The sequence below is a fragment of the Variovorax sp. TBS-050B genome (assembly GCF_029893635.1).
Lineage (GTDB): Bacteria > Pseudomonadota > Gammaproteobacteria > Burkholderiales > Burkholderiaceae_C > Variovorax.
Map to the genome: position 1 here is coordinate 3,525,408 of NZ_JARXYR010000002.1, position 13,202 is coordinate 3,538,609.

Consider the following 13,202-nt stretch of genomic DNA (forward strand, 5'->3'; position numbering starts at 1 on the left):
GCTAGGATGCCCTGATTCACAGGAGACAAACCCATGGACGCCACCACCACCACGCCCACCCAGGTCGCCACCGTCAAGCTCTTGATCGGCGGCAAGTTCGTCGAATCGACCACCACCGAGTGGCGCGACATCGTCAACCCGGCCACGCAGCAGGTGCTGGCGCGCGTGCCCTTCGCGACGCAGGCCGAACTCGATGCGGCCGTGGCCTCGGCCAAGGACGCCTTCAAGACCTGGCGCAAGACGCCGATCGGCGCACGGGCGCGCATCTTCCTCAAGTACCAGCAGCTCATCCGCGAGAACATGGCCGAGCTGGCCGCGATCCTCACTGCCGAGCAGGGCAAGACGCTGCCCGACGCCGAGGGCGACGTGTTCCGCGGCCTCGAGGTGGTCGAGCATGCCTCGAACATCGGCAACCTGCAGCTCGGCGAACTCGCGAACAACGTGGCCAACGGCGTCGACACCTACACGCTGCTGCAGCCGCTCGGCGTGTGCGCAGGCATCACGCCGTTCAACTTCCCCGCCATGATTCCGCTGTGGATGTTCCCGATGGCCATCGTCACCGGCAACACCTTCGTGCTCAAGCCTTCCGAGCAGGACCCGATGGTCACGATGCGGCTCGCCGAACTCGCGCTCGAAGCCGGCATTCCGCCCGGCGTGCTCAACGTGGTGCACGGCGGCGAGGCGGTGGTCAACGGCATCTGCGACCACCCGGACATCAAGGCGATCAGCTTCGTCGGCTCGACCAAGGTCGGCACGCACGTCTACAACCGCGCCACGCTCGCGGGCAAGCGCGTGCAATGCATGATGGGCGCGAAGAACCACGCGATCGTGATGCCCGACGCCAACAAGGAGCAGACGCTCAACGCGCTCGCGGGCGCGAGCTTCGGCGCCGCGGGCCAGCGCTGCATGGCGGTGTCGGTCGCGGTGCTGGTGGGCGAGGCGCGCCAATGGGTGCCCGAGCTGATCGAGAAGGCCAAGACGCTCAAGGTCGGCGCCGGCACCGAGAAGGGCGTGGACGTGGGGCCGCTGGTGTCGTGCGCGGCCTACGAGCGCGTCACGGGCCTGATCGAACGCGGCCTCGCCGACGGCGCGAAGCTCGAGCTCGACGGCCGCAAGCCCACCGTGCCCGGCTTCGAGAAGGGCAACTTCGTCGGGCCGACGATCTTCACCGGCGTCAAGCCCGGCATGACGATCTACGACCAGGAAATCTTCGGACCGGTGCTGTGCGTGGCCGAGGCCGAGACCCTCGACGACGCCATCGCGCTGATCAACAGCAACCCCAACGGCAACGGCACCGCGATCTTCACGCAGTCGGGCGCTGCGGCGCGCCGCTTCCAGGAGGACATCGACGTGGGCCAGGTCGGCATCAACGTGCCGATCCCGGTTCCGGTGCCGATGTTCTCCTTCACCGGCTCGCGCGCCTCCAAGCTCGGCGACCTCGGCCCCTACGGCAAGCAGGTGGTGCTGTTCTATACCCAGACCAAGACGGTCACCGCGCGCTGGTTCGACGACAGCACCGTCTCGCACGGCGTGAACACGACAATCAGCCTCAAGTAAGACCCAACACCAAAGCCGAACGCAGAGTTCGCGAAGGTTCCGCAGAAGTCGCGAAGAGAAAACCAAAAAAATCCTTTTCTGGTTCTCTTTCGCGCCCTTCGCGAAACCTTCGCGTCCTCTGCGTCCGGTTCCCGCATTCAGGCATCCCAAACGATGGACTTTGAACTGACCGAAGAGCAACGCGCCTTCGCCGACTCGGCGCGCGATTTCGCGCAAGCCGAGTTCGCGCCGCATGCCGCGCGATGGGACGCCGAGGCGATCTTTCCGAAGGAAGCGATCGCCAAGGCCGGCGAGCTCGGCTTCTGCGGCCTCTACGCGCCCGAGCGCATCGGCGGCCTCGGCCTGCCGCGGCTCGATGCGGCGCTGGTGTTCGAGGAGATGGCCGCGGTCGATCCCTCGACCACCGCCTTCATCACGATCCACAACATGGCGACCTGGATGCTCGGCACCTGGGCCACCGACGCGGTCGCGGCGCAATGGGGCGAAGACCTGACCAGCGGCCGCAAGCTGGCCTCGTACTGCCTCACCGAGCCCGGCGCCGGCTCGGACGCGGGCTCGCTCAAGACGCGGGCCGAGCTGCAGGGCGGCGAGTACGTGATCAACGGCGGCAAGGCCTTCATCTCTGGCGCGGGCGCGACCGACGTGCTGGTGCTGATGGCGCGCACCGGCGGCGGCGGCGCGGGCGGCATCTCGGCCTTCGCGGTGCCGGCCGACGCGCCGGGCATCGGCTACGGCAAGAAGGAGCACAAGATGGGCTGGAACAGCCAGCCCACGCGCACCATCAGCTTCGACAACGTGCGCATTCCGGCCGAGAACCTGCTCGGCGCCGAAGGCGAGGGCTTCCGCATCGCGATGAAAGGGCTCGACGGCGGGCGCATCAACATCGCGACCTGCTCGGTCGGCGCCGCACAGGGCGCGCTCGACGCCGCGCGCCGCTACCTGCATGAGCGCCAGCAGTTCGGCAAGCCGCTCGCGAGCTTCCAGGCGCTGCAGTTCAAGCTCGCCGACATGGCGACCGAACTCGTCGCCGCGCGCCAGATGGTGCGGCTTGCCGCGAGCAAGCTCGATGCCGGCCATGCCGACGCCAGCACCTACTGCGCGATGGCCAAGCGCTTCGCGACCGATGCCGGCTTCAACGTCTGCAACGAGGCGCTGCAACTGCACGGCGGCTACGGCTACCTGGCCGAGTTTCCGCTCGAGCGCTTGGTGCGCGATGCCCGCGTGCACCAGATCCTCGAAGGCACCAACGAGATCATGCGCGTGATCGTTGCGCGAAAATTGCTGGAGGGGGACAGCGATATCCGCTGAAGCCCGAAAGCGGACAGCCGTACGCGAAGGGCGCGAAGGTTTCGCGAAGGTCGCAAAAGAAATACAGAATCGTTTTTCTTTGGATCTCTTTCGCGCTCTTCGCGAAACCTTCGCGTCCTCTGCGTCCTGCCTCCGTATTCAAGCAACCTCATCATGACCGACACCGCAGTAGTTCTCTTCGACGAAATCAAGACCGCCGGCGGCCGGCGCTTTGCGACCGCCACCCTCAACGCACCCGCTTCGCTCAATGCGCTGTCGGTCGACATGGTGCGCCTGCTCACGCCCAGGCTGCGCGAATGGGCGGCCGATCCCGGCATCGTCGGCGTGCTGCTGCAGGCGGCCGGCGAGAAGGCCTTCTGCGCGGGCGGCGACCTGCGCCAGCTTTACCAGACGCTGCTGGAATGCGGCCCGGCGCGCAACACCTATGCCGAGGACTTTTTCCGCGAGGAGTACGAACTCGACCACCTGATCCACACCTTCCCCAAGCCCTTCCTCTGCTGGGGCCACGGCATCGTGATGGGCGGCGGCGTCGGGCTGATGTCGGGCTGCTCGCACCGCGTGGTCACGGCCGAGAGCCGCATTGCCATGCCCGAGATCGCCATCGGCCTCTACCCCGACGTGGGCGGCAGCTGGTTCCTGCGCCGCACGCCCGGGCGCACCGGCCTGTTCCTGGCGCTCACCGCGGCCAACCTCAATGCCGCCGATGCGATCTTCTGCGGCCTGGCCGACGTGCTCGTGCCGCAGGCGCGCAAGGGCGCGGTGATCGAGGCGATCGCCGCCGCTCCATGGGCCGGCGAGGCCAAGGCCGACCGCGCCACGCTGTCGCGCATCCTTGCCAACGCGGGCGAGGGCGCCGGGATGCCGGCTTCGAAGGTGCGCGAGCACTACGACACCATCAACGCGCTGATGGCCGGCGACGACCTGCTCGACATCGCCAAGCGCCTGCGCGCGCTGCAGAGCGAGGACCCCTGGCTGCAGACCGCGGCCAAGACCTTCATGAAGGGCGCGCCGAGCTCGGCCGCGCTGAGCTTCGAACTCTGGCAGCGCGTGCCGCGCATGTCCCTGGCCGAGGTGTTCCGGCTCGAGTACTGGGCCTCGCTCGGCTTCTGCGCCCACAAGGACTTCGCCGAGGGCATCCGCGCAGTGCTGATCGACAAGGACCGCAATCCCAAGTGGTCGCCCGCGAGCATCGAGGAGATCACGCCCGAATTCATCGAAGACCATCTGCGTCCGCGCGGCGAGATGCCGGTGGAGCTGGCGAGGCTGACCTAAGCCGGACAGCCGAACGCAGAAGTCGCGAAAGTTGCGCAGAGATCGCAGAAGAAAAGAAAGCTTTCTGGTTCCCTTTCGCGACTTCTGCGAAACCTTCGCGTCCTCTGCGTTCTGCCCCGCATTCCTGCCCCTTATTTGGAGACAACACATGAAGATCGCATTCATCGGACTCGGCAACATGGGCGGCCCTATGGCCATGAACCTGCGCAAGGCCGGCCACGCGCTCAGCGCTTTCGACCTCTCTGCCGATGCCTGCGGCAAGTACGCGGCCGAAGGCCTGCCGATCGCCAGGTCGGCGGCCGATGCGGTGGCGGGCGCCGAGGTCGTGATCAGCATGTTGCCGGCCAGCGCGCACGTCGAGGGCCTGTTCCTCGGCAGCGCCGGGCGGCCCGGGCTGCTCGAGAGCATCCAGCCCGGCACGCTCGTGATCGACAGCAGCACCATCGCCGCCGCCACCTCGCAGAAGGTGGCTGCCGCCGCGGCGGCCAAGGGCATCGCGATGATCGATGCGCCGGTCTCGGGCGGCACCGGCGGCGCGATCGCGGGCACGCTGACCTTCATGGTCGGCGGCGAGGCCAAGGACCTCGAGCGCGCGCGCCCGGTGCTCGAGAAGATGGGCGCCAACATCTTCCATGCCGGCGCCGCGGGTGCGGGGCAGACCGCGAAGATCTGCAACAACATGCTGCTCGGCATCCTGATGATCGGCACCGCCGAGGCGCTCGCGCTCGGCGTGGCCAACGGGCTCGATCCCAAGGTGCTGTCCGAGATCATGCGCCGCAGTTCCGGCGGCAACTGGGCGCTCGAAAAATACAACCCGATGCCGGGCGTGATGGAGACCGCGCCCGCGTCGAAGAACTACGCCGGCGGCTTCGGCACCGACCTGATGCTCAAGGACCTGGGCCTCGCGCAGGAGAACGCGACGGCCGTGCGCGCCGCCACGCCGCTCGGCGGCCTCGCGCGCAGCCTGTACGCGGCGCACAGCCTCGCGGGGCATGGCGCGCTGGATTTTTCGAGCGTGCTGAAGCTGGTGCAGAAGGCCTGAGGCGTTTCAGGCAGCCCGGATGCAGCGGCCTCCGTGCCGCTGTTTTCTTTGGTGCGCCGTCTTCCCGGCCTTCTCCAAATCTTCGGCGCCCGGCGCGCCTTCGCCGACGCGGCGGTCAGACCGCCGCAAGGAAGGCGTCGGCGTCGCCGCTTTCGCTCTTCCAGTCGGCAAAGACGCCGACCAGGCTGCATTGGGTGCAGCGGCAGCCGATGTAGAGCCAGCGCACGTCGTTGCTGTCGGCGTAGAGCGCCACGCCCGACAGCAGCTCGAACGCCTCTTCGCCGCAGACGCACGAATGGGCCCCGAACTCGGCTTCGTCGGCGTAGTCGGCGCTGTCGCCCATCAGGTGCACGTGGCCGCAGGCCGTGCAGATGCGCCGTGCCGCGCCCGCTTCCTCGTCGCTTTCGAGGCTGAACACGTGGTGGCCACAGGCGCAGGCCGAAGCGGCGAAACGCGTGGCCGGGTAGGCGTTGGACTTGCTGTAGCGCTCGACCTCGGTCCGGATGTCTTCCGGTCCGTCGCCATACCGGTAGCGGCCTTTCTTTCTCAGGGGCATGAGGTTCTTCCTGTTTGGGGTGGAGGGCTGGGATTGCGAGGATTCTGCCGCGCCTGCGCTACAGCAGCTCGATCCCCGGCAGGCTCTTGAAGCAGCTCTCGCGCGTGATGCGCACGAAGTCCGCGAGCCAGGGCTGCGCCGACGTGCGTTCGGCGCAGGCCATGTAGAGCCGGCCGGTCAGGCCCTTGCGGCCCACTCGGCGCGCGGTCACGTAGCCGCGGTCGAGGTAGTTCTGCACTGCCCATAGCGGCAGCGTCGCGATGCCGCGGCCGCTGGCGACCAGCTGCAGCATCGCCACGGTGAGTTCGGTGGTGCGCCGGTGCGCGGGTTCGATGCCGGCGGGGGCGAGCACCTGGCGCACGATGTCGAGCATCTCGTCGGGCACCGGATAGGTGATCAGCGTCTGGCCGGCGAAGTGCCGCGCAGTGAGGTGCGTCTTCGCCGCGAGGGGATGCTCGTTCGCGACCAGCGCCATGATCTCGAAGCGGAACAGCGCGTGGTAGTCCACGCTTTCGTCGGGGTCGGCTTCGGACACGATCGCCACCTCGGCGCGGTTCTGCATCACCAGCGCGATCGGGTCGGGATGGAAGCCCGAGACGATGTCGAGCTCGATCTCGGGCCAGCGCTGGCGAAAGGCATCCATCGCAGGCATCAGCCAGTCGAAGCAGGTGTGGCACTCGACCACGATGCGCAGTTGCCCGCTGCGCCCCAGCGCCAGCCGCGCGACGTCGCGCTCCGCCTCCTCGACCAGCGGCAGCGCCGCATCGGCGAGCTGCAGCAGCCGCAGGCCGGTGGTGCTGAACTGCGGTGGCACCGACTTGCGCTCGAAGAGCTGCGCGCCATAGCGGTCCTCCAGCAGCTTGACCTGGTGCGACAGCGCCGACTGCGTGAGATTGAGCAATTGCGCCGCGCGCACCAGGCTGCCGGTGTCGCGCAGCGCGACCAGCGTGCGCAGGTGCCGTATTTCGAGGATGGACTGGAACATGAATGGAATTCAAGCGAACGGGCAAAAGGTTTCGTTTGAATCATACGCGCCGAAGCCCGACCATTGCGGATTCTCAAAGACACAGCGACCGGACCACCGCAATGACCACCCGCATTCACACCCTCGGCTTTCCGCGCATGGGCGCCCACCGGGAACTGAAGTTCGCCCTCGAAAAACACTGGCGCGGCGAGACCGACCGCGCCGCGCTCGAAGCCGTCGGCGAAGCGCTGCGCGAGCGCCACTGGCAGGCCCAGCGCGATGCGGGCCTCGACCATGTGACGGTCGGCGACTTCGCCTTCTACGACCATGTGGCCAACCACATCCAGCTGCTCGGCTGCGAGCCCGCGCGCTTCGGCTTCGGCGGCGACGAGCCCGAACTCGCGCGCTACTTCAAGATGGCGCGCGGCGTGGAAAGCGAGGCCGGCCATGCGCACGGCGAAGGCTGCAGCTACGCGGCCGGCGGCACCTTCGCGCTCGAGATGACCAAGTGGTTCGACACCAACTACCACTACCTCGTGCCGGAGTTCGACGCGGCCACGGATTTCAAGCTGTCCTCGACGCGGCTCTTCGACGAGGTGGCGCAGGCGCAGCAGGCCGGGCATGCGGTCAAGGCCGTGCTGCTCGGGCCGTTGAGCTTCCTGTACCTCGGCAAGGAGAAGGCGGCGGGCTTCGACCGCTTCTCGCTGCTCGATGCGCTGCTCCCGGTCTACGAAGAGGTGCTGAACCGCCTGAAGCAGCAGGGCGTGGAATGGGTGCAGATCGACGAACCGATCCTCGGCCTCGACCTGCCCGACGCCTGGCGCAATGCCTTCGAGCGCGCCTACTGGCAACTCGCGCGCAGCGCGCCGAAGCTGCTGCTCGCGACCTACTTCTCGCCGCTGGCCGAGAACCTGCGCCTCGCGTGCCAGCTGCCGGTGGCGGGGCTGCACGTGGATGCGGTGCGCGCGCCGCAGGAGCTGACCGGCGTCGCCGACTGGCTGCCGGCGCACAAGGTGCTCTCCATCGGCATCGTCGACGGCCGCAACATCTGGCGCACCGACCCGGATGCGGCGCTCGCCGCGCTGCGGCCGGTGGTCGAGAAGCGCCGCAGCGAACTCTGGCTCGCGCCTTCGTGCTCGCTGCTGCACGTGCCGTTCAGCCTCGCGGCCGAGAACCGGCTCGATGCCGAACTCAAGTCCTGGCTCGCTTTCGCGGTCGAGAAGCTGGGCGAACTGCGCATGCTGCGCGCGGTGCTCGACGGCCATGAAGACACGGTGGCCGGCGAGCTCCGCGAAGCGCGCGCTGCGGCCGCCGCACGGCGCGGCAGCCCGCGCGTGCACCGCGCCGAGGTGGCGCTGCGGCTGGCACGCAGCGTGGCCGGCGACGACCGGCGCGCCTCCGCCTTCGCGGAGCGCCAGCGGGTGCAGCGAGCGCGCTTTGCGTTCCCGGCGCTGCCGACCACCACCATCGGCTCCTTTCCGCAGACCGCGCAGATCCGCGCCGCGCGCGCCGCGTTCAGGCGCGGCGAGCTCGACGCGGCCGGCTACCGCGAGAAGATGCGCGCCGAGATCGCGCTCGCCGTGCGCAAGCAGGAAGAACTCGGCATCGACGTGCTGGTGCACGGCGAGGCCGAGCGCAACGACATGGTCGAGTACTTCGGCGAGCAGCTCGACGGCTTCGCGTTCACGGCCAACGGCTGGGTGCAGTCGTACGGCTCGCGCTGCGTGAAGCCGCCGGTCATCTTCGGCGACGTCGCGCGGCCCGCGGCGATGACGGTCGAATGGACCGCCTATGCGCAGAGCCTCACCACGCGGCCGATGAAGGGCATGCTGACCGGCCCGGTGACCATCCTGCAATGGTCCTTCGTGCGCGACGACCAGCCGCGCAGCGTCACCTGCGAGCAGATCGCCTGGGCGATCCGCGACGAGGTGGTGGACCTCGAAGGCGCCGGCATCGGCATCATCCAGATCGACGAGCCCGCGATCCGCGAAGGCCTGCCGCTGCGGCGTGCCGGCTGGCCCGCCTACCTGGCGTGGGCCACGCGCGCGTTTCGCATCAGCGCCGCGGGCGTGCGCGACGAGACGCAGATCCACACCCACATGTGCTATTCGGAGTTCAACGACATCCTGCCCGAGATCGCCGCGATGGATGCCGACGTGATCACCATCGAGACCAGCCGCTCCGACATGGAACTGCTGCGCGGTTTCGGCGGGGCGCAGGGTTTCCGCTATCCCAACGAGATCGGCCCGGGCGTCTACGACATCCATTCGCCGCGCGTGCCTTCGGTCGACGAGATCGTGCGCCTGATGCGCAAGGCCGCCGGCGTGGTGCCGCTCGAGAACCTGTGGATCAACCCCGATTGCGGCCTCAAGACCCGCGGCTGGCCCGAGACCGAGGCGGCCCTCTCGAACATGGTGGCGGCGGCCAGGCTGCTGCGCAGCGAAATCGCGGCGGCCTGAGGCGGAAGAAGACGGCCATGCAGGCGCGCCAATAATGGCGCCATGCATTCCGCTTCCCCGAGACCTTTCTTCGCCGCGCTGCTGCTGGCGGCGTTCGCACTGCTGGCACCCGCCGTCGCCAGCGCCCAGGACCGCGCGCAGGCGCTCATGCAGTTCGAAGGCGTGCAGGCGCGCTACCAGGCCGCGTACACGCCGGGCGCGGTGTCGCGCGAGGCCCGGCAACTGCTGGAGCCGCCGGACCAGGCCATCGCCGACAAGGCGCTCGCGGCACTCGACGCCGCCGCCTCGCGCGCCTTCGACGTCAAGGACTCCGTGGCCGCGATCCGGCAGGAGGTGGCCGCGGCCGGCAAGGGCGCCGCGGCACCGGGCGCGCCGGTGCTGGAGGCGGTGGCGCGGTTCGCGCAGCTGCGCGCCGACTACGCCGCGATGGACGATGCCGCCAAGGTGGCGTTCTTCAACCGCGAGCGTGCGAAGCCGGCCGACGCGCCGCGCACCGAACTGCTCGAACGCATGGCCGTGGCCGAGCTGCGCGAGGTCGACTTCTCGAGCCAGCTGCTGCTGAGCGCGGTCGTCAAGCAGCTGGCGCGCGGCAATGCGGGCCAGTACACCGCGCTGCCGGACCACATGCTCGACATGGCGCTCGACACGCTGTGGTCGCGCGGCGTCACCTCGCCGCGTCCGCGCAACCTGCTCACGGTGGCGCGAGAGTTCGAGCGCCAGGTCACGCAGGCGCTGCTCGCGGCGCTGTCCGATGCCGACGTCGCAGCGCTGCTCGCGTGGCGCAGCGACCCGCAGGCCGCGGCCGAGCGCGAGGCGCTGGTCGGGGCCTACCGCGCCGAGGTCAAGGCGAGCGGCGCGGTGGCGATACGGACGCTGGTGCGCGCCTGGCCGCGTTCCTGAGCGCGGCGGCGGTGCGCTCGGGCGCGGCCGCGTAGGGCATGAACCGGCTCAGGTTCTCGTCCACCTCCAGCGGGCGGCCGACGAAGGGAAAGGCGCGCTGCGGGCAGGCTTCGCGCTCGCAGACCTTGCAGCCCGCGCCGATGGGCGTCGGCACCTCGGGGTCGCGCAGGTCCAGCCCCTTCGAGTAGACCAGCCGCGTCGCGTGGCTGATGTCGCAGCCCAGGCCGATCGAGAAGGTCTTGTTCGGCGAGCCGTAGCCGCGAAAGCCGTGCGACACCGTGCGCGCGATCCAGAGGTAGGCGCGGCCGTCGGGCATGCGCGCGAGCTGCGTGAGCACGCGGCCCGGCTGCCCGAAGGCTTCGTACACGTTCCACAGCGGGCAGGTGCCGCCGGTCTTCGAGAAATGGAAGTGCGTGGCCGACTGGCGCTTCGAGATGTTGCCCGCGCGGTCGACGCGCACGAGGAAGAAGGGCACGCCGCGCGCCTGCGGCCGCTGCAGCGAGCTGAGCCGGTGGCAGATGGTCTCGAAGCCCACGCCGAAGCGCCGCGCGAGCTGGTCGATGTCGTAGCGCAGCTGCTCGGCGGCCGCCAGGAAGAGGCCGTAGGGCAGCAGCAGCGCGGCCGCGAAGTAGTTCGCCAGGCCGATGCGCGCGAGCGAGCGCGCGGTGTCGCTCGACAGCGGCGCGGCGGCGACCAGGCGGTCGATGGTGCCGCCCGCTTCGAGGAAGGCGAGCTGCGTGGCGAGCTGGAACGCATGCTGGCCCGGTTCCAGGTAGCGCGAGAGCCGCAGCACGCGCGTGGCCGGGTCGTAGCGGCGCTGGGCGCCGCCCGCATCGTCGTCGTCGGCCGGCACCACGCGCACGCCGTGCGCATCGAGCAGCCGCTGCGCCAGGCGGTCGCCGGGGCTGCCTTCGCGCAGCTTCCATTGCGCGCTGAAGGCTTCGGCCGCGTCGTCGAGCGGCGCGATGTGGTTCTGGTGCGCGAAGAAGAAGTCGCGCACTTCCTCGAACGGCATCGGCCGCGCCTGCGGCAGCCGCGCGAGATCGCCGCGTCCGTCGCCGAGCTGGGCCGCGAGCGCTTCGAGCCGCTCCGTCGCATCGCGGTGCCGCTGGTGCAGCGCCACGAGCGCGCGCCCCACGGCGGGCATCTGCGTTGCCACTTCGCGCAGTTCGGCCAGCGCCACGGGTTCGCCGCCGGGGTTGTCCGCCAGCGCCTCGCGCAGCCCCGCGAGCAGCCGCGCCTCCTCGTCCTCGGAGAAGGCCTGGATGTCCACGCCGAGCGTGGCATGCAGCCGCAGCAGCACCGGCACCGTGAGCGGCCGCTGGTTCTGCTCGATCTGGTTCAGGTAGCTCGGCGACAGCCCGAGCTGCTGCGCCAGCGCGGCCTGGCTCATGCCGCGTTCCTCGCGCAGGCTGCGCAGCCGCACGCCCATGAAGGTCTTCTTCATCGCCGGTCCTTTCGCGCCCTGGGGATTCGCAAGATTCGCAAGATCAAGGCCGGCTCCTTCGCAATCATTCGCCAATTCAGTTCTTCATTATGGGCACGATGTTGCGTAGATTGCGAAGCATGCAAGACACGCGCGGCACGGTCCGCCTGATCGAGGTGGTGTTCCCGGAACACACCAACCACTACGGCACGCTGTTCGGCGGCCAGGCGCTGCAGCTGCTGTCGAAGGCGGCCTTCCTCGGCGGGCGCGATTTCGTGCGCGGCGACGTGGTGATGGCGCGCTGCGGCGAAGTGCTGTTCCATGCGCCGGTGCGGCTCGGCAGCACGCTGGTGCTCGACACGCAGGTCTCGCGCATCGGCCGCAGCTCGCTCACGGTGCGCGTGGCCGGCAGCGTGCAGGACGTCGCCACGCACACGCTCGCGCGCGTGCTCGACGCCGAATTCGAGATGGTGGCGGTGGACGCCGCCGGACGGCCGGTGCGCCTCGACGGCGTGCCGCGCCATGGCAACGCAACAACCGAGGAGACCGCATGACGGAGACGACCCAGGCCCCGGGCTTCAGGCCCAAGAAATCCGTCGCGCTCTCGGGCGTGGCGGCGGGCAACACCGCGCTGTGCACCGTGGGGCGCACCGGCAACGACCTGCACTACCGCGGCTACGACATCCTCGACATCGCCGACGTCTGCGAGTTCGAGGAGATCGCGCACCTGCTGGTGCACGGCAAGCTGCCGAGCGCGTCCGAACTGCGCGCCTACAAGGGCCGGCTCCGGTCGCTGCGCGGCCTGCCGGCGAGCGTGAAGGAAGCGCTCGAGCGCCTGCCCGCGGGCGCGCATCCGATGGACGTGATGCGCACCGGCGTCTCCGCGCTCGGCTGCGTGCTGCCCGAGAAGGACGACCATTCGCTGCCCGGTGCGCGCGACATCGCCGACCGGCTGCTGGCCTCGCTCGGCTCGATGCTGCTCTACTGGTACCACTGGTCCACGCAGGGGCGCCGCATCGAGGTCGAGACCGACGACGACTCGATCGGCGCGCACTTCCTGCACCTGCTGCACGGCCGGGCGCCCTCGGCGAGCTGGGCGCGCGCGATGCACACCTCGCTGAACCTCTATGCGGAGCACGAGTTCAATGCCTCGACCTTCACCGCGCGCGTGGTGGCGGGCACCGGCTCTGACGTGTACTCGGCGATCACCGGCGCCATCGGCGCGCTGCGCGGCCCCAAGCACGGCGGCGCCAACGAGGTGGCCTTCGAAATCCAGAAGCGCTACGACGCGCCCGACCAGGCCGAGGCCGACATCCGCCGCCGCGTGGCCGCGGGCGAGGTGGTGATCGGCTTCGGCCACCCGGTCTACACCGTCTCGGACCCGCGCAACGCGGTCATCAAGCGCGTCGCGCGGCAGCTCTCCGAGGAAGCCGGCTCCATGCGCATGTACGACATCGCCGAGCGGCTCGAGCGCGTGATGTGGGACGCGAAGAGGATGTTCCCCAACCTCGACTGGTTCAGCGCCGTGAGCTACCACATGCTCGGCGTGCCGACGGCGATGTTCACGCCGCTCTTCGTGATCGCGCGCACCAGCGGCTGGGCCGCGCACATCATCGAGCAGCGGCAGGACAACAAGATCATCCGCCCCAGCGCCAACTACACCGGGCCCGAGGACCTGGTCTTCGTGCCGCTGGCCGACCGCCTCTGACCGACCCCTT

At 69.4% G+C, this 13,202-nt stretch carries 11 protein-coding genes; 8 read left to right on the plus strand and 3 right to left on the minus strand.

Annotation, left to right across the window (positions count from 1 at the left end):
• Positions 1-33 precede the first annotated feature (33 nt).
• The 4 genes from M2165_RS19400 to mmsB all read left to right on the plus strand — a co-directional run bounded on the left by M2165_RS19400 (position 34) and on the right by mmsB (position 5,179).
• A complete protein-coding gene (locus tag M2165_RS19400) occupies positions 34-1,557 on the plus strand; it encodes a CoA-acylating methylmalonate-semialdehyde dehydrogenase (protein WP_280816213.1) in 1,524 nt (507 codons plus the stop codon).
• 153 nt (positions 1,558-1,710) lie between these two features.
• Entirely contained in the window at positions 1,711-2,865 is a 1,155-nt protein-coding gene (locus M2165_RS19405) for an acyl-CoA dehydrogenase family protein (protein ID WP_280816214.1), read from the plus strand.
• 153 nt (positions 2,866-3,018) lie between these two features.
• On the plus strand, positions 3,019-4,137 hold the full coding sequence (locus tag M2165_RS19410) for an enoyl-CoA hydratase/isomerase family protein (protein ID WP_280816215.1): 1,119 nt from the start codon (positions 3,019-3,021) through the stop codon (positions 4,135-4,137).
• Positions 4,138-4,285: 148 nt separating this feature from the next.
• Positions 4,286-5,179 carry a 3-hydroxyisobutyrate dehydrogenase gene (gene mmsB, locus M2165_RS19415; protein WP_280816216.1) on the plus strand — a complete coding sequence of 298 codons (894 nt, stop codon included), beginning with the start codon at positions 4,286-4,288 and terminating at the stop codon, positions 5,177-5,179.
• A 115-nt stretch (positions 5,180-5,294) separates the two neighbouring features.
• On the opposite strand, the gene M2165_RS19420 is transcribed toward mmsB, so the two are convergent.
• Both M2165_RS19420 and M2165_RS19425 read right to left on the minus strand, forming a co-directional pair.
• The gene (locus tag M2165_RS19420) at positions 5,295-5,735 is read right to left on the minus strand and encodes a hypothetical protein (RefSeq protein ID WP_280816217.1); all 441 of its coding nucleotides are present in this window, start codon (positions 5,733-5,735) and stop codon (positions 5,295-5,297) included.
• A 58-nt stretch (positions 5,736-5,793) separates the two neighbouring features.
• Positions 5,794-6,720 carry a LysR family transcriptional regulator gene (locus tag M2165_RS19425; protein WP_280816218.1) on the minus strand — a complete coding sequence of 309 codons (927 nt, stop codon included), beginning with the start codon at positions 6,718-6,720 and terminating at the stop codon, positions 5,794-5,796.
• Between the two features lie 101 nt (positions 6,721-6,821).
• Here M2165_RS19425 and metE point away from each other — a divergent pair, with 101 nt between their 5' ends.
• Both metE and M2165_RS19435 read left to right on the plus strand, forming a co-directional pair.
• Positions 6,822-9,158 (plus strand): 5-methyltetrahydropteroyltriglutamate--homocysteine S-methyltransferase, encoded by a 2,337-nt coding sequence (gene metE / locus M2165_RS19430; RefSeq protein ID WP_280816219.1) that lies wholly within the window; start codon positions 6,822-6,824, stop codon positions 9,156-9,158.
• Between the two features lie 42 nt (positions 9,159-9,200).
• Positions 9,201-10,058, plus strand: coding sequence for a hypothetical protein (locus tag M2165_RS19435; protein WP_280816220.1), 858 nt, complete (start codon positions 9,201-9,203; stop codon positions 10,056-10,058).
• On the opposite strand, the gene M2165_RS19440 is transcribed toward M2165_RS19435, so the two are convergent.
• On the minus strand, positions 10,000-11,505 hold the full coding sequence (locus M2165_RS19440; RefSeq protein WP_280816221.1) for a short-chain fatty acyl-CoA regulator family protein: 1,506 nt from the start codon (positions 11,503-11,505) through the stop codon (positions 10,000-10,002). The two genes, M2165_RS19435 and M2165_RS19440, sit on opposite strands and share 59 nt — an antisense overlap.
• Before the next feature lie 119 nt (positions 11,506-11,624).
• Here M2165_RS19440 and M2165_RS19445 point away from each other — a divergent pair, with 119 nt between their 5' ends.
• Positions 11,625-12,038 carry a hotdog domain-containing protein gene (locus M2165_RS19445; RefSeq protein ID WP_280816222.1) on the plus strand — a complete coding sequence of 138 codons (414 nt, stop codon included), beginning with the start codon at positions 11,625-11,627 and terminating at the stop codon, positions 12,036-12,038.
• A complete protein-coding gene (gene prpC / locus M2165_RS19450) occupies positions 12,035-13,192 on the plus strand; it encodes a 2-methylcitrate synthase (RefSeq protein WP_280816223.1) in 1,158 nt (385 codons plus the stop codon). Before M2165_RS19445 ends, prpC begins: the two co-directional genes overlap by 4 nt.
• Positions 13,193-13,202: the final 10 nt, after the last annotated feature.